Origin of the sequence: Bacillus glycinifermentans, from assembly GCF_001042475.2 — a bacterium.
In the GTDB taxonomy this organism is placed as follows: domain Bacteria; phylum Bacillota; class Bacilli; order Bacillales; family Bacillaceae; genus Bacillus; species Bacillus glycinifermentans.
The window spans coordinates 60,802-80,562 of record NZ_LECW02000004.1; the positions used below are offsets into that span (position 1 = coordinate 60,802).

General features: G+C 49.0%; 21 protein-coding genes. All 21 read right to left on the reverse strand.

Going from position 1 to position 19,761, the window contains the following annotated elements:
• Nucleotides 1-15: 15 nt before the first annotated feature.
• Nucleotides 16-819 (reverse strand): sporulation protein YpjB, encoded by an 804-nt coding sequence (gene ypjB, locus AB447_RS03025; protein WP_048352938.1) that lies wholly within the window; start codon nucleotides 817-819, stop codon nucleotides 16-18.
• A gap of 76 nt (nucleotides 820-895) precedes the next feature.
• A complete protein-coding gene (gene lhaT / locus AB447_RS03030) occupies nucleotides 896-1,480 on the reverse strand; it encodes a lipoprotein heptaprenylglyceryl N-acetyltransferase LhaT (RefSeq protein ID WP_048352953.1) in 585 nt (194 codons plus the stop codon).
• Nucleotides 1,481-1,681: 201 nt separating this feature from the next.
• Nucleotides 1,682-2,449: a menaquinol-cytochrome c reductase cytochrome b/c subunit gene (locus AB447_RS03035; RefSeq protein ID WP_048352937.1), complete on the reverse strand. Its 768-nt coding sequence runs from the start codon at nucleotides 2,447-2,449 to the stop codon at nucleotides 1,682-1,684.
• 33 nt (nucleotides 2,450-2,482) lie between these two features.
• Nucleotides 2,483-3,157: a menaquinol-cytochrome c reductase cytochrome b subunit gene (qcrB, locus tag AB447_RS03040; protein WP_046129893.1), complete on the reverse strand. Its 675-nt coding sequence runs from the start codon at nucleotides 3,155-3,157 to the stop codon at nucleotides 2,483-2,485.
• Nucleotides 3,158-3,159: 2 nt separating this feature from the next.
• Nucleotides 3,160-3,666: a QcrA and Rieske domain-containing protein gene (locus tag AB447_RS03045; RefSeq protein WP_046129892.1), complete on the reverse strand. Its 507-nt coding sequence runs from the start codon at nucleotides 3,664-3,666 to the stop codon at nucleotides 3,160-3,162.
• Between the two features lie 147 nt (nucleotides 3,667-3,813).
• On the reverse strand, nucleotides 3,814-4,260 hold the full coding sequence (locus tag AB447_RS03050) for a YpiF family protein (protein WP_048352935.1): 447 nt from the start codon (nucleotides 4,258-4,260) through the stop codon (nucleotides 3,814-3,816).
• A 78-nt stretch (nucleotides 4,261-4,338) separates the two neighbouring features.
• Nucleotides 4,339-4,878, reverse strand: coding sequence for a ReoY family proteolytic degradation factor (locus AB447_RS03055; RefSeq protein WP_048352934.1), 540 nt, complete (start codon nucleotides 4,876-4,878; stop codon nucleotides 4,339-4,341).
• Between the two features lie 68 nt (nucleotides 4,879-4,946).
• Nucleotides 4,947-6,221 carry a tetratricopeptide repeat protein gene (locus AB447_RS03060; RefSeq protein WP_048406185.1) on the reverse strand — a complete coding sequence of 425 codons (1,275 nt, stop codon included), beginning with the start codon at nucleotides 6,219-6,221 and terminating at the stop codon, nucleotides 4,947-4,949.
• A gap of 223 nt (nucleotides 6,222-6,444) precedes the next feature.
• On the reverse strand, nucleotides 6,445-7,731 hold the full coding sequence (gene aroA, locus AB447_RS03065; protein ID WP_048352933.1) for a 3-phosphoshikimate 1-carboxyvinyltransferase: 1,287 nt from the start codon (nucleotides 7,729-7,731) through the stop codon (nucleotides 6,445-6,447).
• Between the two features lie 9 nt (nucleotides 7,732-7,740).
• Nucleotides 7,741-8,856, reverse strand: a complete 1,116-nt coding sequence (locus AB447_RS03070) for a prephenate dehydrogenase (RefSeq protein ID WP_048352932.1) — start codon at nucleotides 8,854-8,856, stop codon at nucleotides 7,741-7,743.
• Between the two features lie 48 nt (nucleotides 8,857-8,904).
• A complete protein-coding gene (hisC, locus tag AB447_RS03075) occupies nucleotides 8,905-9,990 on the reverse strand; it encodes a histidinol-phosphate transaminase (RefSeq protein ID WP_048352931.1) in 1,086 nt (361 codons plus the stop codon).
• 12 nt (nucleotides 9,991-10,002) lie between these two features.
• A complete protein-coding gene (gene trpA / locus AB447_RS03080) occupies nucleotides 10,003-10,800 on the reverse strand; it encodes a tryptophan synthase subunit alpha (RefSeq protein ID WP_082142439.1) in 798 nt (265 codons plus the stop codon).
• Nucleotides 10,775-11,995, reverse strand: a complete 1,221-nt coding sequence (gene trpB / locus AB447_RS03085) for a tryptophan synthase subunit beta (protein WP_048406184.1) — start codon at nucleotides 11,993-11,995, stop codon at nucleotides 10,775-10,777. Before trpB ends, trpA begins: the two co-directional genes overlap by 26 nt.
• Entirely contained in the window at nucleotides 11,976-12,632 is a 657-nt protein-coding gene (locus AB447_RS03090; RefSeq protein ID WP_048352929.1) for a phosphoribosylanthranilate isomerase, read from the reverse strand. Before AB447_RS03090 ends, trpB begins: the two co-directional genes overlap by 20 nt.
• Nucleotides 12,625-13,389 (reverse strand): indole-3-glycerol phosphate synthase TrpC, encoded by a 765-nt coding sequence (trpC, locus tag AB447_RS03095; protein ID WP_048352928.1) that lies wholly within the window; start codon nucleotides 13,387-13,389, stop codon nucleotides 12,625-12,627. The genes AB447_RS03090 and trpC overlap by 8 nt, the downstream gene beginning before the upstream one ends.
• On the reverse strand, nucleotides 13,370-14,398 hold the full coding sequence (gene trpD, locus AB447_RS03100; RefSeq protein WP_057957432.1) for an anthranilate phosphoribosyltransferase: 1,029 nt from the start codon (nucleotides 14,396-14,398) through the stop codon (nucleotides 13,370-13,372). The genes trpC and trpD overlap by 20 nt, the downstream gene beginning before the upstream one ends.
• Nucleotides 14,370-15,917 carry an anthranilate synthase component I gene (trpE, locus tag AB447_RS03105; RefSeq protein ID WP_048352927.1) on the reverse strand — a complete coding sequence of 516 codons (1,548 nt, stop codon included), beginning with the start codon at nucleotides 15,915-15,917 and terminating at the stop codon, nucleotides 14,370-14,372. The genes trpD and trpE overlap by 29 nt, the downstream gene beginning before the upstream one ends.
• 226 nt (nucleotides 15,918-16,143) lie before the next feature.
• Complete coding sequence (gene aroH / locus AB447_RS03110; RefSeq protein ID WP_048352926.1) at nucleotides 16,144-16,527, reverse strand: chorismate mutase; 384 nt, start codon at nucleotides 16,525-16,527, stop codon at nucleotides 16,144-16,146.
• Nucleotides 16,524-17,618 (reverse strand): 3-dehydroquinate synthase, encoded by a 1,095-nt coding sequence (gene aroB, locus AB447_RS03115; RefSeq protein ID WP_048352925.1) that lies wholly within the window; start codon nucleotides 17,616-17,618, stop codon nucleotides 16,524-16,526. The genes aroH and aroB overlap by 4 nt, the downstream gene beginning before the upstream one ends.
• Complete coding sequence (gene aroC, locus AB447_RS03120; protein ID WP_057957433.1) at nucleotides 17,618-18,790, reverse strand: chorismate synthase; 1,173 nt, start codon at nucleotides 18,788-18,790, stop codon at nucleotides 17,618-17,620. Before aroC ends, aroB begins: the two co-directional genes overlap by 1 nt.
• A gap of 71 nt (nucleotides 18,791-18,861) precedes the next feature.
• Complete coding sequence (locus tag AB447_RS03125; RefSeq protein ID WP_048352924.1) at nucleotides 18,862-19,629, reverse strand: CheR family methyltransferase; 768 nt, start codon at nucleotides 19,627-19,629, stop codon at nucleotides 18,862-18,864.
• Nucleotides 19,630-19,761 lie beyond the last annotated feature (132 nt).

Genomic DNA, 19,761 nt, shown 5'->3' on the forward strand with positions numbered 1-19,761 from the left:
CGGGCTGCAGAGCTTCTATTTCGGCCAATCTTTTTCCCTTTTTTTGCGCCTGTCCCCTTCGGCTTTATACTTCCTGAACCCGACGTATGTCAGCGTAGAAAGGATGATACTTCCAGTTGTCAGGATGACCCACAACAAGGAGGGATCTGCGTCATCTTCCTCTACTTGATTAAATACGTCTTCCAAATCTTTTTCCAGCGCAGTCAGCCTTTCGAGCTTGCTGCTTTCCGTCATTTGCTGAAAATCGCCGTGCTCGACGACATCGATATGGCTTGAGACGCTTTTGAGTTGTTTTGGCGGGACATCAATCGTTAAGCTTGGATAAATCGTATCATACAATGATAAGAAATGATTCCATTTTTCCTGAAACGTCATGCCGTCTTCCTTTTGAATGCCGGCTTTCAGCGCCTGAAACGAATCCATGATCGGCTTTTTCAGCGAACTCCAAAGCGGGTCATGGTCGGATTCCAGCGCATCCATCAGCATTCTGAACTGGGCCGCTGCCTTAAGCTTGTCTGTTTGCTCCGTCTCTTTGTCTTCGAGGCTTTTCAGCACATCGTGATATGCCAGCGTGACCTGGCGGATCTCTGTTGCGGTCATCACGTCTTCCGCTTCGCTTTTCTCCGCGGCCTTCAGCCTGTCTTCAAAATACTGGAGAATCTGGACAGCCTCATGATATTGCGTCTGCCTTGTTAATTGGAATACGGTATCGGACAGTTCGTTCAATTCCTGCAATGCTGCCGGATCACCGCCCGCTTTCAAACCGCAGGCAGGAAAAATGAGCGCAATCAACATGCAAAGGATCACCTTTCGTATCATTTACGGTCCCTCCCACTCCTTCTATTACAGCGTATGAAGGGAGGGACAAGGTTAGACCAAGATTGTGATCCAAAGCCTACAGCTTGAAAGCTTTCTTAGACAGGACAAGATAATACGCCAGTCCGATCGAAGCGATGCTCAGCCAAAACGTAAAATAGCCGATTTGCGGCATGTATTGATCAAGCATTGAATAATTCGGCATCATCTTAAACAAGTAATCGATCACATCATTATGGAGCGTCCAAACCGCAGCCGCCGCCAAGTGCCAAGCTTTAAACCGGTAATACGGCGCATACAAAACGCCTTGCACAGCCATGGCAAAATGCGATGCGATCAGCATATACCCCGTCCAATGAAGGCTTCCCGTCGTCACAAGCACGAGTATATTCATGACGACCGCCCACAGCCCGTATTTAACGAGCGTAACGAGAGCAAGCGCTTCAAACAGGGAAGCATTCCTTTTTAATAGAAAGCCCAAAAGGACAAATAAAAAAAACAAGGTCGCCGTCGGGCTGTCGGGAACAAAGATCAGAAACTTTGCCGGAGTGTCCATCAGCTGGGGAAGGTACCAATAATATCCGTAGACGGTGCCGAGAAAGTTGACGGCCAAAAGCAGGACGAGTACCGATCTTTGCCCGAGTATGTAAAGAATCCATTTCACTTCTATCAACTCACAGTCTTTTAAAATAAAAAAGGGCTGCCGCTTGGGTCATCCAGCCCGGAACACATGGGCGTGTTCAGTGAGTATAGACCCGCTGCAATTTGAAGAGGCTGCCGAATTTGTCGACAGCCTCGAACGCTGACCTAACGTCAGCTTCAGCTCTATCATGAGTATATCTTTCCTTTTGGATCTTGACAACATTTACTTTGCAGTCGTCTCGGATATGAATTTCGACAGCTCTTTCAGCTGCTTATCATTCCCTTTAAACACGTCCGCCGGCATTTGCCCCTTGCCTTCCTTGGCGATTTTCGCAATCTCTTCAGGAGATAAGCCGTTGTCAACGAGAGACGGTCCGGCTGCCCCACCCTGCATGTTATCGCCGTGGCAAGAAATACAGCCTTGTTCCTGGTAGACCTTGTAGCCTGCAGCGCTCTTGTCAATATCAGCCTCTTCTTTGATTTTCCCCTGTTCTTCGGCAGCGGCCCAATCGTGTGTGACGACGGACTGCCATGTCAAGAAAACCGTGGCTGACAGCGCCAAAAGCATCAGCCCGACAGCAACGGGGCGCTTAAACGGCCTTCTGTCAGGCCCCCTGTCAAGAAACGGTGCCAGCAGAAGCGCCCCGAACGCAATCGCCGGTATGACGATCGCTCCGACCACCGTATACGGCCCGGCGGCATATTCGTATTTAAGCAATTGGTACAAAAATAGAAAATACCAGTCCGGTAAAGGTATGTAACCGGTATCCGTCGGATCGGCCATCCGTTCAAGAGGAGGCTCATGAACGACGGTCAATACGAGAAAACCGATCAGAAAAACCGCTCCTACAAGCCACTCTTTAAGCAAAAAGTTCGGCCAGAACGCTTCTGTTTTCCCCGGAAATTCCGAATAATCTTTTGGAATATTCGGTTTTCTTTCGGCCGGTATTCTCGAATCTCCGACAAACTTCATTCCTTTTCCCCTTTTCATGCCATCCCCTCCTTCTTTCTTTTCATCACTCGTTTACAGCGGCCCGGAAATTCCTTGCTTGCGAATCATGATAAAGTGTGCAGCCATAAGCGCGAAGAGAGCGGCTGGCAGGAAAAAGACGTGTATGGCAAAAAATCGCGTCAACGTCTGGGCGCCGACGATATCCGGATGACCGGCGAGCAGCGTTTTGATTTCCGGCCCGATCAGCGGCGTCGCCTCCGCGATCTGCAGACCTACTTTTGTCGCAAACAGAGCCTTCATATCCCATGGCAGCAGGTAGCCTGTAAAACCTAAGCCGAGCATGACAAAGAAAATGAGCACGCCGACGATCCAGTTCAGCTCCCTCGGCTTTTTATACGCCCCCTGGAAGAAAACCCTCAGCGTATGAAGAAACATCATGACGATGACCAGACTTGCCCCCCAGTGGTGCATTCCCCGTACAATCTGTCCGAAAGCTACTTCATTTTGCAAATAGTAAACCGATTCCCAGGCATTTTTGATGTCCGGGACATAATACATCGTTAAAAACATGCCGGAAAGCACCTGAATGACCGTTACAAAAAACGTCAAACCCCCAAAGCAGTAGACGAATGCTGAAAAGTGGTGCGCCGGATTGACGTGTTCAGGAACTTCGTGATCGGCAATATCTCTCCAGAGCGGTGTGATATCAAGCCTTTCATCCACCCAGTCATAAATTTTGTTTAGCATGATCACCCATCCTTCCTCGGCTTGGCTTTCCCTAAGTAAAGATAGCCGTTTTTAACCTCTTGCTCGTATCGGTCTAAAGGAGCAAGCGGCGGAGTTCCGGGTACATTGGTACCATCCTTTTCATAAAGTCCGTAATGGCACGGACAAAAAAACTTGTTCGGATTTTTTGGATCGCTGTTCCAGTTGACCGTGCACCCCAAATGCTTACAAACCGGTGATAAAGCTATGATTTCTCCCCCATGTTTGAAAACCCACGCCGACCGCGATTCTTCAGATTCGTACCAGGCATCCACTTGTTTGATCTTGAAGTCGAAGCGCTGCGGTTCGTTTGTCAGCTCGTCAACGCTTACAACCTGAACCATGTCCTGATCCTCAGTCGGTCTTAAAACCGGATCGAGCGCGAAGCGAACCATAGGCATGAGCATTCCCGCCGCCATAAAACCGCCGACCCCGGTCAGCGTGTAGTTTAAAAATTGACGTCTGGATACCCGATGTCTGTTTTCGCTCATCTTCATATCCCCCCTCAAGTCCCCAGCTACAATATAACTGAAATAGAAAAATATTCAATGAAACTAGGACACCCTCATAATATATCAATCTTTTAGGAAGGTCAACATTCCCAAAATCACTAATCTAAGGAAATGTAAGTGTTTTTATTAAGAGTTCCAATATTGTAACAAAATGTTCAATATTTGCTCGATTTGGTCATCGAGAACCTTTTGTTTCAGCGAGTCTTTCATATGCTCAAGGGGCACAGCCGGAATCCAGAGCAGCCTTTGCTCATCGCTGAGCGCATGCTTCCAGCGCTCGTCGGCCGTCAGAAAAATGGTGTGCCGAAAGTGCTTTTCGGCCATTTCTTTCAGATCGAAAAGATCCCGTGCCGATTTTTCATCAGCCTGCAAATATGTATAAGGTGGAAACAGATAGATGCGGCCTTTCAGCTGCCTCTCAAGCTCCTCAGCGAGCATCGATGTAAATTCCCCTTTTGAGACGGCTGATTTAAACTGTTCTCCCAGATCGACCGAAATCAGCGGAATCACGGCGGTATCGATATACTCCTTGGCGTTCAGATAAACATCTGCATCATGCGCATTCCATTTCACTCGGGATATCCTCCTTTTATGACAGCGCTTCCCTCGCTGAACAAGCCTTGCGGTTGGCAAGGCTTGTTAGCGGCAGGGTTATTGCAGCTGGCTCAGTTGTTTCGCTAATCTTTCGAAGCTCTCTTTATCTTGGCGGTCAAGCGCTTCGTCTATTTCCCGCAGCAGTTTTTGTCTCTGAAAAGTCGAAATGGAGTGCTCCAAAATCTGCTCGACGACTATTTTATCTTTTTCATTTTCGTATAGGTCTTTCGGAATATGAGGGTTGGCCTCCAGTACGGCCGCGTATTCCGGCGAATTATAGGCTGAGCGGAAATTCAGCTGGATGAACAAATCCTGCTGCTTATTCAGCCTGATATCGTGAAACGATTTCTCTGCATCTGTTGTCATGACGTTTTCTTTATAAAAACGAAAAGGCACTTCTTCGACGCAGTGGGTGGACATGATAATGCCTCTCGGGCAAAATTCGGCCTGCTCGACAAAATGTACTTTCTCCATCAACGAGTCATGGCTCATTAAATAATTCAGAATCCATACACATTCTCTTCGTTTGAGCTGATAGTGGTTTAAAAACCAGCGGATAAAATCTTTTTTTTCATTGACAGAAACAGGGGTCTGCATGTTATTCCCTCCTCTATCGCATCTTGTGTACTACTTTATTAATTCCACACAAACCGGTCATATCCTGCTTATTCAAAGGAATTTTCATCTTCGATTCTGAAAATCATCTCATGGACTTCCTCATTTGCGGGATCGAGTGCAACGATTTTTTTCAAAAGCGGCAAAGCTTCCTTACGCTTTCCTTCTTCAAGCAAAAAGATCGCGTACTCATACAGAAAATCTCCATCTTCCCGATAATTCGAAAATGCGGCTTCGAATTCCCGGCCCGCCTTTTCGTATTCTTCGATCCCGGCGTACGCCGATGCAAGAAACCAGGTGAATTTTGGGTCATCTTCTCCATATTTGCGAACATCTTCTACAAGATCAATGATACTCTCAAAGTCTTCTTCTTCAAGATAAAGGGCAAGAAGGGTGTGAACGGCTTCGATATATCCAGGGTCAAGGGCGAGCGCTTCCTGGAGCAGGTCTTTCGCATCAGCCGGCCTTTTCGTTTTTAACGCTGCTTTTGCTGCAGAAAGATACAGCTCTTTGTTGAACTCATCTACGCGGATTCCTTCTTTCGCTGTTTCAAACGCCTCTTCATACAGCCCTTCTTCTTCATAGCTGTTGGCCAAAGGCTTGTAGAGCGAGGAATAGGCCGGATCGAGCTCTTGAAGCTCTGTCAATTGTTTAATCGCAGTTTTAGGGTACCCCGCTTTTAAAGCGGTAAAACCGTAACCAAACAATGTATTCGGTTCCGGGTTCTCCCGGACGGCTTTTTCATACCATTCAAGCGCTTCTTCAAATTCCCCTGACGAACTTAGTGACTCGGCGAGCCTCTGGTAAACGCTCACGCCTCCGACGACCGCCTTTTCACCGGCCGCTTTTTTGTATTGCGCAACCGCTTTTTTGTAGGCTCCCTGAGCGAAATACAGCTCTCCCAAAGCAAAATCGATCACCGGCTCATCAGGCAGGATGGATTTCGCTTTCAACAGCTTCTGTTCGCTGACTTCAAACAGCCCCTGCATCTGATACAGGTCAGCCATCAAAAGCAGGCTTTCCGCGTATGCCTGATCCGTTTCAGGAATCGTCTCCAGTACACGGAGCGCTTCCTCTTCCTGATCGGTTTCGATGAGGAGCTCGGCATAAAAACAGGTCAGCTCCGATTCTTCCGGGTACAGCTCGTGCAAATCGCTGACGATGGCAATGGCCCTGTCGACGATTCCCCATTCGTAATACAGCTGGGCAATAGTCGCTTTATCTTCATCGTGAAGGGCAGGTGTGATTTCGGCAAGTTTTTTCAATCCGCTTTCCGTTTGGCCTGCTTCAACTAATTTTATGGCTTCTTGGATCGAAGTATTCAAATCTAAACGTCCCTTTCTTTCGTCAAATCTTCACCGGCGTTTTGCTCCGGTAAAACTGATTGAGTTAGTTATTATCATAATTCACCCGGGCGGCTTCGGCAAATATGTTGCTCTTCTTTATCCCTTTCCCGGAAATATTCTTTAAGACAAGCTATGCAGCAAGCCTTCGTTTTATATTCCCGGCCTTTTTTGAAAGGCGAAAAAGCCTGAAGCACAGAAGGCTTCAAGCTTTTTTGGCCAGCTTTTCAATATGTTCAAAAAACGTCGGATATGAGACGCTTACGGCTTCCGGACGGGCAATATCGATCGGATTTTCGCAGATGCACGCGGCAATCCCGAGCATCATGCCGATACGGTGGTCGCCGTGGCTTGACACTTGCGCACCACCGGTCAAAGGCGTTTTTCCGTAAATCTTCATCCCGTCTTCCGTCGGCTCGATACGCGCGCCGAGTTTCTTTAGTTCTGATGCCACGGTATCGATGCGGTTCGTTTCCTTCACTTTGAGTTCTGCGGCATCTTTTATCACCGTCATGCCTTCAGCCTGTGTCGCGAGAAGGGCGATGATCGGAATCTCATCGATGAGGCGCGGAATCAGATCGCCCGAAATTTCAGTCGCCTTCAAGGATGCGGCCTTGATTTTCAAGTCGCCGTACAGCTCCCCGCTTCCGGTGTCCTTTGCTTCGATTTCAAGATCTGCGCCCATTTTTTCAAGAACATCGATGATTCCTGTCCTGGTCGGATTTAAACCGACATTTTTCAGAACGATTTCGCTTTCCGGTACAAGGGAGCCGGCTGCAAGGAAAAATGCAGCTGAAGAAATATCCCCGGGGACAAACACATCCGTCCCTTTTAACGTCTGTCCCCCGGTAATCGAAACGGATGTATCACTTTCCTCAAGCCTCACGCCAAACATAGAGAGCATCCGTTCCGTGTGGTCCCTCGATTTATGAGGCTCTGTCACGGTCGTTGTCCCGTCGGCCTGAAGACCGGCAAGGAGGACGGCCGACTTGATTTGCGCGCTGGCAACGGGCGATTGAAAATCGATCGCGGCAAGGTTCCCGCCGCGGACAGCCAGCGGCGTATACTCTCCTCCGGCGCGGCCGTCAATTTTCGCCCCCATTTGCCGAAGCGGATCGGTTACGCGCTTCATCGGCCGTTTGGCAATGCTGTCGTCCCCCGCTACTGTGCTGTGGAACGGGCGTCCCGCCAAAATGCCGAGCATCAGCCTGATCGTCGTACCGGAATTTCCGACATCGAGGAGTTCGCCCGGCTCAGCCAGCTGATCCAAGCCTTTGCCGTATACCGTAACATCGCTGTTGTCCCGTTCGATTTCAACGCCCATTTTTTTGAAGCAGTCGATCGTGCTTAAGCAGTCTGCCCCTGGCAGAAAGTTTTTGATAACCGTTTTTCCTTCCGCAATGGCGCCGAACATGACCGATCTGTGGGAGATCGATTTATCGCCCGGAATATGGAGCTCTCCTTTTAATGAACTGACTTTTCCTCTTTTCATGCTTCCACCTCAATCAGCGTAAAATGTCTCATATTTCGCGCGGGTTTGAATGCATTTTTCAGCGCGTTTGCGATCTTGGTCAGATTGAAAACTGATTCTGAGAACACCGTTTATCTCTTCCCGCGTTTCGATAATCCGGATGTTCGTGATGCTGATTTGTTCGTCGGCGAGAATCGCCGTAATTTCAGAGATGACCCCCGGATGGTCAGGGACATCAACATAAAGATCGTAAAAAGAAGGAATCGCGCCTTTCTGCCGTAAAGGAAGGCCATCGCGGTATTCCTTTGCCTGCCGAAAAAATTCAAACAGCCCGTCTGCATCTTCATTTTCAACAAAAATCCGGATCCTGTCCAGCTCAAGTTTCCATTCGTCAAACCGTTCTAAAATCTTATCTTTATTGTGCAAAAGAATATCCCGCCACATCGCCGGACTGCTTGAAGCAATCCTCGTTATATCGCGGAACCCGCCGGCGGCAAATCGCTTGACGAGCGGATACTGGTCCTCAAATTTAACCGTCTGGTGTACGAGGCTGGCTGCCACGATGTGGGGAAAATGGCTGATCACGCTTGTGACGGCATCGTGCTCTTCGGGAGACATTTCCACAAACTTTGCATTCGTCCCTTTCAGAAGTTCTTTCAAAGAGCAGACCGATTCTTTTTTAGCGGAACGGGCCGGGGTCAAAATATAAAATGCATTTTCGAATAATAGCTCTTTGGCGGCTGCCACGCCTGATTTGTGGGAGCCTGCCATCGGATGTCCGCCGATAAATTCGTACTCTTTCGGCAGCACGTTTTCCGCGTGGGCGACAACCTTTTGTTTCGTGCTGCCCACGTCGGTTATTAACAGTTTTTTCTTCATGCCGGATGCGGCCAGCTCGTCAAGCATATGAAGCGTCTGCTCCACAGGAGCCGTCAAAAAGACCGTCGACGCTCTTTGAATGCCTTCCGAAAACGAGGCAGCAGGCTCGTCAATTACGCCGAGCTTCTGTGCAGCATTCACCTGCTCTCTGGACACGTCAAACCCGATGATTCGTTTTCCGGGATGCTCTTTTTTGATGGCGAGCGCAATGGAACCGCCGATCAAGCCTAATCCGGCCAATAATATCGTTTCATTCGGTTGAATCATCTTTATCACCTGGTTCAATAGACTAAAGAGGTGATGCAGCATCACCCCTTACAATAATATGCCGGCCAATGTTTTCAAAAACCCTTCGTTCTGCTCTTTTGTGCCGACGGAGACTCTTAAATGCCCCGGAAAACCGAGCGCATTTCCCGATCTCGTGATATAGCCCTTTTCGAGCAGTGCCTGAAACAGTTCGTCTGCATCCCGTTTTAGATCGATCAGCACAAAGTTGGTTTGGGAGGGATAATAATCGAGCCCGTGCCCATTACAGAAATCGTAGTACTGCTTAAGCCCTTCTCTGTTTTTTCTGACGCATTCTTCGATAAACGCCTGGTCGCCAAGCGCTGCAAGTGCGGCAGCCTGGCCGAGCCGGTTCGTGTTAAACGGCTGTCTCGCCGGCTCGATGGAGCGTACCAGCTCTTCTGAAGCGATGCCGTAGCCGACCCTTAAGGCGGCCAGGCCGTACGCTTTTGAAAACGTTCTGAGGATCATCAGGTTCGGGAAGCGCTTCAAAAGCGGGATCGTTTCAGGATAGTCTTCCGCGGTTACATATTCATAGTAAGCTTCATCGACAACGACGAGGACGTGCTCAGGAACCTTCTCGAGAAAACCGATCAGTTTCTGCTCCGGTTCGTAAGTTCCTGTCGGGTTATTCGGACTGCAAACCCAAACGATTTTTGTCTTATCATCGATCGCCTCAAGCATGGCATCGAGATCATGGCAGCCGTCTTCAACTAGACCCACCTCCCGCACTTGGGCACCTTCGATAACGGCATTGTGCTTGTATTGGGAAAACGTCGGGTTCGCCATCACCGTGTTTGTGCCGGCGTCCAACAAAGAACGGGAAAGGATTTGAATGACTTCATCCGTGCCGTTTCCTAAAATGATGTTTGTCTCGCTTACGCCAAGGTGCCCTGCAAGCTTTGTCCGCAAGGCCGCACTGTAGCCGTCGGGATAAAGAGCCATTTGCTGAACCTCAGTCTGGAGAGCTTCTTTGGCCGCTTCTGAACAGCCGAACGGATTTTCGTTTGAAGCAAGCTTTACGACTTGATCGAGATTGAATTCCTTTTTGACCTCTTCAATCGGCTTGCCTGGCTGATAAGGTTTTAACTGTTTTAACTGTTCTTTGATTTGCAAAATTCTGTCACCTCATTTAACCATGTACGATACGCTGAATGTTTTAGCGTATTCCTCAAATGTTTTCAAGGCTTGCTCTCTTGTCTCCGGACTGATGAGATCGTCTTTCAGCTCCTCGATCTTTCTGACAAGAGCGCTTCCTACGACAACGCCGTCCGCCAGTTCATTCATCAGCTCCACTTGTTCGGAGCCGGAAATCCCGAAGCCGACAGCAACAGGGACGGGACTCATCCCTTTTACAGACCGGACAAATGAAGAAACAGAATCATCGAATCCATCGCGCACACCCGTAACGCCGAGCGAAGATACGCAATACACAAACCCTTCAGCCTGCTGTGCGATTTTTTGGATGCGGCTTTCGCTTGTCGGTGCAACAAGGGAAATATACGTGATTCCCTGCTTTTTGCATTGCTGCTGCAAATACACGCTTTCTTCAAAAGGAAGATCCGGAACGAGAAGTCCGTCAATTTTATTTTGTCGCAGTAAAGCGAAAAAGTGATCTGTATCTAATTGTAACACAGGATTGTAATACGTAAAGAGAATTATCGGGATATCCACGCCGTTTTTTTTCATTTTTCCGCCAAGCCTGATCGCTTCAACGATGTTCATGCCATTGTCAAGCGCCCGTTTTGAGGCCCTCTGAATGACGGGGCCGTCAGCCAGCGGATCAGAGTACGGTACGCCGAGTTCAAGAGCCGAGGCGCCCGCCGCCTGAAGGGATTTTGCCAGTTCGACCGTTACCTCCGGCAGCGGGTCGCCCGCTGTAATAAATGGGACAAACAGCTTATCGGACTTTTTCAGATTGAACATCTTCATTCACCTCTTCTTCCATCACCTTCATCAAGGTATGGACATCTTTGTCTCCCCTGCCTGAAAGGCATACCAGAATGCTTTCCTCTTGTTTCATATGTTTTGCAATGTCAAACGCTTTTGCCAACGCATGGGCCGATTCAATCGCCGGTAAAATCCCCTCTGTCTCCGCCAGACGTTTTAAAGCCGCTACGGCTTCACCGTCTGTCACCGATTCGTACCGGACGCGGCCGATCTGGTGGAGATGGGCGTGTTCAGGCCCGACTCCGGGATAATCGAGACCGGCGGAAATGGAATACGGCTCGATGATCTGCCCGTACTCATCTTGCAGCAAATACGTCAAAGAGCCGTGGATGACGCCTTTCGTTCCTTTTGTGATAGTTGCCGCGTGAAGCGGGGTTTCGGTACCTTTTCCCGCAGCTTCAACGCCGATCAGCTCAACGGGTTCTTCGATGAATGAACTGAACATCCCGATCGCATTGCTGCCCCCTCCGACACAGGCAATGACCTTATCCGGGAGCTTTTGTTCGGCTTCGTAAAACTGCGCTTTCGCCTCATCGCCGATGATCCGCTGGAACTCCCGGACGATATAAGGGTATGGATGCGGTCCGACAACCGACCCGATCATGTAGAAATGATCCCGGCAGTGCTGAACCCAGTATCGGATCGCCTCGTTTGTCGCGTCTTTCAATGTTCCGTTTCCGCTGGAGACCGGCACGACTTCGGCCCCTAAAAGCTTCATCCGAAAAACGTTCAACGACTGTCTTGCGACATCTTCCTCACCCATAAAAACAATGCATGACATGCCGAACTTTGCAGCGACGGTCGCCGCGGCGACACCGTGCTGGCCTGCGCCTGTTTCGGCGATGAGCTTTGTTTTGCCCATTTTCGCGGCAAGCAGCGCCTGACCGAGAGCGTTGTTGATTTTATGTGCGCCTGTATGGTTTAAATCTTCACGCTTTAAATAAATTTTTGCTCCGCCCAGCTGCTTTGTCAGCTGATCGGCGAAGGTGAGGGCGGTCGGACGTCCGGAATATTCAACTAACAGTTTTTTATATTCCTCTTGAAATACAGGGTCATCCTTTAGACCCAGAAACGCTTTTTCGATTTCCTCCAACGGCTGCATCAATGTTTCCGGGACGAATTTCCCTCCAAAGTCGCCAAATCTGCCTTGTTCATTCGGATATGAATACATGATTGAACATCCTCTCTTCTAGAAGGTTGATCAGCTTTTCGCTTTTTTGACCTTTTTCTTCGATTCCGCTTGCCAGATCGATTCCCGGGGGCTTCTGATCCAAAAGCGCACCTATGCTGTCCGGATTGACGCCTCCCGCGATAAACAACCGCTTTCCATCTTTGGCCGCCGCTTCAATGTACATCGGCACGCTTTCCCATGAAAACGAAATGCCTGTTCCTCCCCTCATCCCTTTTACAGAGGAGTCGATCACAAACCCGTCTGCATACGGGATGAAGGCTTTCAATTTTTCAACGGTTCCGCTTCCGTGGTGAAGCGCCTTCCAAACCTCACAGTGCGTCGTCGTTTTCAGCCGTATGATGTCTTCTATCGATTCGTCGCCGTGAAGCTGGATTACGTCTAAAGGTACGGCTCCGGCAATCTCAATGATGCGGCCGGTATCTTCGTTGACAAAAACGCCGACAAGCTTTTTCGCCAAAGGTCCGATCTGCCTGCACCAGCTTTTCACATCAGAAGGGTCTGCCGCCCGCTTGCTTTTGGCGAAAATAAATCCGAGGTAGTCCGCTTTTGAGCCGGCCGTCGTCTTCAAATCTTCGAAAGAATGAATCCCGCAATATTTCAAGCTTGGTTTATTCATCACCCGTTTCTCCAAACAGCGCATGAACCGCTTTTTGCTGAGACGCTTCCCTCATTAACGATTCCCCGACGAGGACGGCCCGTGCCCCGCAGTTTTTCACAAAACATAAGTCTTCTTTTATGCCGATCCCGCTCTCGCTGACAAGAATCGTGCCGTCAGGAATCATTCGCGCAATCCGCTCCGTCCGGCTGACGGAAGTTTCAAAGGTTTTCAGATTTCTATTGTTCACGCCGATAATCTCCGGCGTAAAAATGTTCAATATCCCTTCCAGCGTTTTTTCTTCATGAACCTCAACTAGTGTATCCATACCTTTTTCGGCGGCTTCTGTATACAGTTCGTAAAGCTTTTCCGGCTCGAGCGCCTCGCCGATCAAAAGGATCGCATCCGCTCCGATGCGGTTCGATTCTTCGACCTGTACGGAGTCGATGATGAAATCCTTTCGCAGCACGGGAAGCGATACTTCACGTTTGATCGATGACAAATATTCATTTTTGCCTTGAAAAAACGGTTCATCTGTCAAGACGGACAAACAATCGGCTTTTGCCCGCTCGTACGCTTTTGCGATTTCTTCAGGCTGAAAATCGGCTTTTATCACCCCTTTTGACGGGGAAGCTTTTTTCACCTCGGCAATCAAAGCCACAAAGCGATTCGGCGACAGAAGCGCCTTCTTAAATGAGCGTTTCACGAGCTTTACATCCTCCGGCAGCACCATCTTCGATACGTATTCCCGCTTTTTTTCAATAATTCGATTCAGCATACATCTCTTCCTCTTTCTGTTTTAATCGTTCCAGCTGTTTCAGCGCTTTGCCGCTTTTAATCGTTTCCAGTGCCGCGGAGACGCCTTCTTTCAGCCCGCCGGCCTGACCCGCGACAAACAATGCGGCGCCTGCATTCAAAGCGGCGATGTGAAGCGCGGATTCAGAACTGTTGTTTTGCAAAATGTCTAAGATGAGGCGGCCGCTTTCCTCAGGGGTACTCACCTGAATGTCGCTGAGCCTGCCAAGCGGCAAGCCGGCGTCAGCCGGCTCAACAGTATATTCAAACCGTTTTCCGCCTTTCAGTTCGATGACATCTGTCGGCGATGTGATCGACAGCTCGTCAAGTCCGTCGCGGCTTGACACAAATAAAACATGCTCCGGTTCAAAGGCTTCCAATGCACCGGCCATCAGCCTCGCCTTTTCAATGGAGTATACGCCGATCACCTGGCGTTTGGCTTTCATCGGATTGCTGAGCGGACCGAGCAGGTTAAACACCGTTCGAAACGCGAGATCTTTTCTAACGCCCGCCACATGTTTCATTGAAGAATGATAGCTTGGCGCGTATAAAAAGCCCATATTCCGACGTTCGATGCTGCGTTTTGTCTCTTCAGGCGTGGTCTGGATCGATATCCCGAGATATTCGAGAACGTCTGCGCTTCCGCTTTTGGAGGATACCGAGCGGTTGCCGTGCTTGGCGATTTTGGCACCGGCCGATGAAGCGATGATGGCGGCCGCTGTCGAAATGTTGAACGTGGAAACGCCGTCTCCCCCCGTACCGCACGTATCAACGACATCTTCCAGGCCGTCTATTGCCAAAGCCTTCTCCCGCATCGCTCTGACAAAGCCGGTCACCTCATCAACCGTTTCTCCCCGGTAAGCAAGAACGGAGAGAATCCCGCCGATTTCAGCAGCGCTCATGGAGCCGGTCATCATCAAATGCATGATTTCGTTCGCCTCGGCTTCGCTCATCGTCTCCCCATTAACGCACGATTTCAGCAGTTCGTTCATGTCCGTCCTCCTCCTTTTCACAAAACACGTCTTCAGCGATTTGGATCGTTTTCAGCAGCGCCCCCGCTTTATTGCACGTCTCTTCCCATTCCATTTCAGGCACGGAGTCGGCCACGATTCCGGCGCCGGCCTGGATCGATGCAACGCCGGCCTTGACGCTCATCGTCCGGATCGTGATGCAGGAATCGATATTCCCGTCAAACCCGATGTAGGCGATGCAGCCCCCGTACGTTTCCCGCGGTTCAGGTTCAATCTCATTCAAAAGCTGCATCGCCCTGATTTTGGGAGCCCCCGTCAAAGTGCCGGCCGGAAAGGCGCTCATCAAAGCATCGACCGGGTGAACGCCTGATTTTAAAGTGCCGGTCACGACTGAAATAATATGCATCACGTGTGAAAACGACACGATCTTTGTAAACTCCGGCACGTTTACAGACCCGTATTCGGCCACCCTGCCGATGTCGTTTCTCGCCAAATCGACAAGCATATAGTGCTCCGCTTTTTCTTTTTCGTCAGCCAGAAGCTCTTGTTCGAGGCGCTCATCTTCAGCCTGGTCAAGTCCCCTTTTTCTCGTCCCGGCAATCGGGTGTATTTCGAGGTGTCCGTTCTGCACATGGATCAGACGTTCCGGCGAGCTTCCAACAAGCTCGCGGTCAGGCAGCTTCATATAGTACATGTAAGGCGATGGATTGATCAGCCTCAGCACCCTGTATAATTCAAAGGAACCGACTTTCACAGGTATATCAAACCTTTGGGAAAGAACTCCCTGAAAGATATCACCCGCTTTAATGTATTCTTTCAGACGTTCAACATCGCGCATGAATTGCTCCTTTTTGTACGTTGACCGGACTTGCTCAAAGCTTGGCGCGCCGTGCCGTTCCTGCGGGAGAAAAAGCTCCTTCGACGATTTTCGGTCCTTCAGCCTGCGTATAAGCTCTTTCAAATCTTTTTTGGCGGCATGATAAGCTTCCGCTTTTTCGTTCTCCGATTCTTCGCCATTCAGCGTGACATAATGAATAAAATGGAGTTTTTTGAGCTCATGGTCGTAGGCGATCATCGTCCGGCAGACGAACAGCTGGCATTTTTCCATGTCTGTTACCCGTTGATGTCCGGCGATAGCCGGCTCAATAAGCGGCATGACATCATAGCTTAAATATCCAACGGCTCCCCCTGAAAACGGAATATCAAGCTCCGGCGCCTTAATAACGCATGTATCCGACATCCATACGAGCACTTTCTTCAGCTCTGATGCCGTATAAAGCTTCTTCATTTCACTATCCGCGGCGTGGAACTCACCGTTTTCCTCTTTGATGGTCAAAAACGGATCGAGTCCGATGAAGGAATATCTGGACCATGAGGATGATTCGTCCTTGCTTTCGAGCAAATAGACGATGTCGTCTTTCAGCTTTTCAACCATTTGAATAGGCGTCAGCGTATCAACGGAAAAACTTTCGATAATAGGAATGGTTTTAAAACGCACAGCTTCTTTCATGAACGTGGAAAAATCGTTTTGAATACTCAAAGTTCTCACTCCTTTTCAAGAGGAGAATGAGGTAGGCACAGAGAGGCAAAAGTATGTTGCGGAAAATAAACAAACCCAAAAGAACAAACGTCTTTTGGGTAGGATTTAAAAACGTATGGTCTCGGCTCATCTACACTCATTCTCAACTACCCTAATCTCAAACTAAGCTTTCATTATAAAACCCATATACACACTCCTGTGTATTTCTAAGGTTTCTACAATCGTATTACAATTCAGTCTTTTTTGTCAATGATAAATCAGGCCTCAATGAGACTGCATTTTCCAAATAGATGTGGCGGACTTCATCTTGCCGCTTTTCGGTCTGCACGGTCATCATGACCCTGATGCATTTCTTAAGGCCGTGTTCAACGTCCATTTCCTGCATGCACATGACCGGCACATGCTGCCAGCCGTCAAACGTTCTGACGACTTTTGCAGGAAAAGCGGCATGAATATCTGAAGTGGCGGATATGAGGATTTGGACCACCTGTTCGGGTTTGATATCGTTTTCTGTAATCATTTCCCCGATCAGCTGTGTCGTCTTCGCTGTAATATCCTTATCTGTGTCCTGTTCCACTGTAGTGGCTCCCCGAATACCGCGAATCATCATTCGTCTCCCTCCAATCTCCATCTCCACATATTCAGCCATCGTTCGATCTCTTCTGATCGAAAGGAGTGCAGGCGTACGCTGCCTATCCGGTCAAGCAGGACGAACTGGATGATTCCGCCGCGCGTTTTTTTATCGTTCATCATCCGGCTGATGAGCGCTTCTGTTGAAATGTCACGCTTCACTTGCCCGGGATAGCCGAGCTTTTTCAGCCAGCTTCCAGTCTGCTTGCGGTCAATAGGGCAATTCAGAACGTTTTCGCTGACAAACAAGGCAAACTGCATCCCAAGCGCAACAGCGTCGCCATGGGTGATCTCTCCATAGCCGTACTCGGCTTCAACGGCATGGCCAAGCGTGTGCCCGAAGTTTAAATACGCCCTGATCCCCTGCTCCCGTTCGTCGTTTGAGACGATTGCCTCTTTAATCGAAATGCCTTTATACACCATGTCATTCAGCTGTTCATTTGTGATCTCTTCTATCGAGTTGATGTTGAGAAGATCGTTTAAAAACGCTTCATCATGGATAAAGGCGTGTTTAATGACTTCTGCGAGCCCTGATCTCATTTCCTTTTCAGGCAGTGTCCGGAGGCATTCCGTATCGTAAATGACTGCTTTAGGCTGATGAAAAGCGCCGATTAAATTTTTGCCGAGCGGGTGGTTGATCGCGACCTTTCCGCCGACTGCGCTGTCGTGGGAAAGCAGAGTTGTCGGAAACTGAACATAGTCGATGCCCCGCATAAAAGTCGATGCCACAAAACCCGCAAGATCGCCGACGACGCCTCCGCCGAGGGCGAGAATGCAGGAAGAACGGTCAAGATGAAACTCGATCGCTTCGGTCTGCAGCTTCATGAACATGTCAATCGACTTGGCTTGCTCTCCGCTCGGAACGGCAACCTTTTTGACGGGCCATTTGCTTTGGAGAAGGCGGTACAGCTCTTCTCCATAGCGTTTATCAACCTCTTCGTCGGTGATCAGAAAAAGCTTTGTCATCGGGAGGTTTAAGGATGACAGAAGCTCATCCGCGTGTTTCCTGATGCCTCCGCCGATAAAAACCGGATAAGACAGAGAAGCGGTTTCGATTTGCAATGTTTTCATTAAAACTCCCTCGCAAGCTTTCTCATCTTTTCAACGTTTTCAGCGATGCGGTCCATTTGGTCGACCCCAAATTGTTCGACGATTGCATTGGCGATTTCCCAGGCGACGACCGCTTCCGCCACGACGCTCGCAGCCGGAACGGCGCATGAGTCAGAACGTTCGATACTGGCGCTGAACGGCTCTTTCGTTTCAATATCGACGCTTTTCAGCGGCTTGTATAACGTCGGGATCGGCTTCATGACGCCTCTGACGACAATCGGCATCCCCGTCGTCATTCCGCCTTCAAGACCGCCGAGACGGTTCGTTGCGCGCGTATACCCTTTTTCTTCATCCCAAATGATTTCGTCATGGACTTCGCTTCCGTTCTTTCTGGCAGCTTCAAAGCCGATGCCGAATTCGACGCCTTTAAAGGCATTGATGCTCAAAACGGCAGCTGCCAGCTTGCTGTCAAGCTTGCGGTCGTAATGAACATAGCTGCCGACCCCGACCGGAACCCCTTCGACGATGACTTCGACGATTCCGCCGATGGAATCTCCGTTAGCTTTCGCTTCATCGATCGCGGCCATCATCTTTTTGCCTGCCTCGTCGTCATAGCATCTGACAGGCGACTCCTCCGTCACTTTTTTCAAATCTTCGATTGATTTGTAATTGGTCTTTTCAGCCCTTATTCCGCCAATTTCCAGAACATGACCTGCCACTTGAATGCCGAGCTGTGACAAAATCTTTTTCGCGACGGCTCCGGCCGCCACCCGGACGGTCGTTTCCCTGGCAGATGAACGCTCAAGCACATTGCGCATGTCCCTGTGACCGTATTTAATCGCGCCGTTCAAATCGGCGTGACCCGGTCTCGGCCTTGAAATCTGACGCTTCATTTCGCTTTCTTCTTCCTCTGAAATCGGCTCTGAGCCCATGATTTTCGTCCAGTGGGTCCAGTCTTTGTTTTCCACGACAAGGGCGATCGGAGATCCAAGCGTACGGCCGTGTCTTACACCGCTAGTAATCCGGGCCTGGTCTTTTTCGATTTGCATTCTGCGTCCGCGGCCGTGCCCTTTTTGCCGTCTTCCGAGTTCGTTATTAATATCTTCTTTTGTGATATAAAGCCCTGCGGGCACCCCTTCAATAATCGTCGTAAGCTGCGGGCCGTGAGATTCTCCGGCTGTTAAATACCTCATGCTTTCGTTCTCCCTTCATCACATTAACGCTTTTAAGTAAAACTATAACATACCTTTTCGTAAAAAGTCAGCTAACTTTTTTGATAGAAGAACGTGTCTGTCGATTGAAAGCCGTATTTCTCAGGATTAAAGATCTGCTCTGTGCTTCCAACGAACAAAACTCCTTTCTTCTTTAAGCTTTCGCTGAATTTGCGGTAGATCGTTTCCTTCGCCTCTTCTGTAAAATAGATCAGTACGTTCCGGCATACGATGATATCAAAATCTTTTTCATACGAATCGGCGAGTAGATTGTGTTTTTGAAAACGGATGTTTTTCCGTATTTCGTCTTTTACGGTGTAGCGGGTGCCGTTTTGAATAAAATATTGATCTTTCATCGCTTTTGGCACTTCCTGAAGCGACCTTTCCTGATAAATGCCTTCCTTTGCTTTTGCTAACACTTTGTCATCGATATCTGTCGCGATAATTTCATAGTTTGTCAGATGTTTTTGACGGCTTAAGATCATTGACAGCGTATAGGGCTCTTCCCCGGTTGAACAGGCCGCGCTCCAGACCTTCAGCGTTTTGGCCGGCTTGAGCAAAGGAAGAATCGTTTTCTCAAGTACGTCCCACCTTTGATAGTTTCTGTAAAATTCAGAAACATTGATCGTCATTCTGTCTAACGTTTCTTGAAGAAGTGCATCATTTTTTTCCAGCTCGTTCGCGAACTCGCGAAAATCGCCGAATCCCTTTTTTTCGTAAAGAGACGTCAGCCTTCTTTTCATTTGCGCCTCTTTGTACAGAGCTAAATCCACACCGGTTATTTTTCTCCATTTATCAACGAAGAAGTTGTAGTTGTCCATTTTTTTCTCTCCTAATCGATTCATGCTGATATGTGTAACATTATAGCTTGTTTTCATGACAATTTGTATCGTTTAAACGAAAAAACGCCCGCTGCCTCATAGGGGAAAAGGGCGTTTTTCATTTAAAAAAAT

Excerpts from the sequence above, each read along its gene's own strand:
- trpA (WP_082142439.1), bottom strand. The coding sequence starts at position 10,800 with ATGTTCAATCTGAAAAAGTCCGATAAGCTGTTTGTCCCATTTATTACA.
- aroH (WP_048352926.1), bottom strand. The coding sequence starts at position 16,527 with ATGATGATTCGCGGTATTCGGGGAGCCACTACAGTGGAACAGGACACA.
- trpB (WP_048406184.1), bottom strand. The coding sequence starts at position 11,995 with ATGTATTCATATCCGAATGAACAAGGCAGATTTGGCGACTTTGGAGGG.
- AB447_RS03125 (WP_048352924.1), bottom strand. The coding sequence starts at position 19,629 with ATGGACAACTACAACTTCTTCGTTGATAAATGGAGAAAAATAACCGGT.
- AB447_RS03035 (WP_048352937.1), bottom strand. The coding sequence starts at position 2,449 with ATGAAAAGGGGAAAAGGAATGAAGTTTGTCGGAGATTCGAGAATACCG.
- aroB (WP_048352925.1), bottom strand. The coding sequence starts at position 17,618 with ATGAAAACATTGCAAATCGAAACCGCTTCTCTGTCTTATCCGGTTTTT.
- AB447_RS03070 (WP_048352932.1), bottom strand. The coding sequence starts at position 8,856 with ATGATTCAACCGAATGAAACGATATTATTGGCCGGATTAGGCTTGATC.
- aroC (WP_057957433.1), bottom strand. The coding sequence starts at position 18,790 with ATGAGGTATTTAACAGCCGGAGAATCTCACGGCCCGCAGCTTACGACG.
- ypjB (WP_048352938.1), bottom strand. The coding sequence starts at position 819 with ATGATACGAAAGGTGATCCTTTGCATGTTGATTGCGCTCATTTTTCCT.
- AB447_RS03090 (WP_048352929.1), bottom strand. The coding sequence starts at position 12,632 with ATGAATAAACCAAGCTTGAAATATTGCGGGATTCATTCTTTCGAAGAT.
- trpD (WP_057957432.1), bottom strand. The coding sequence starts at position 14,398 with ATGAACGAACTGCTGAAATCGTGCGTTAATGGGGAGACGATGAGCGAA.
- AB447_RS03055 (WP_048352934.1), bottom strand. The coding sequence starts at position 4,878 with ATGCAGACCCCTGTTTCTGTCAATGAAAAAAAAGATTTTATCCGCTGG.
- aroA (WP_048352933.1), bottom strand. The coding sequence starts at position 7,731 with ATGAAAAGAGGAAAAGTCAGTTCATTAAAAGGAGAGCTCCATATTCCG.
- AB447_RS03045 (WP_046129892.1), bottom strand. The coding sequence starts at position 3,666 with ATGAGCGAAAACAGACATCGGGTATCCAGACGTCAATTTTTAAACTAC.
- qcrB (WP_046129893.1), bottom strand. The coding sequence starts at position 3,157 with ATGCTAAACAAAATTTATGACTGGGTGGATGAAAGGCTTGATATCACA.
- trpC (WP_048352928.1), bottom strand. The coding sequence starts at position 13,389 with ATGCTGAATCGAATTATTGAAAAAAAGCGGGAATACGTATCGAAGATG.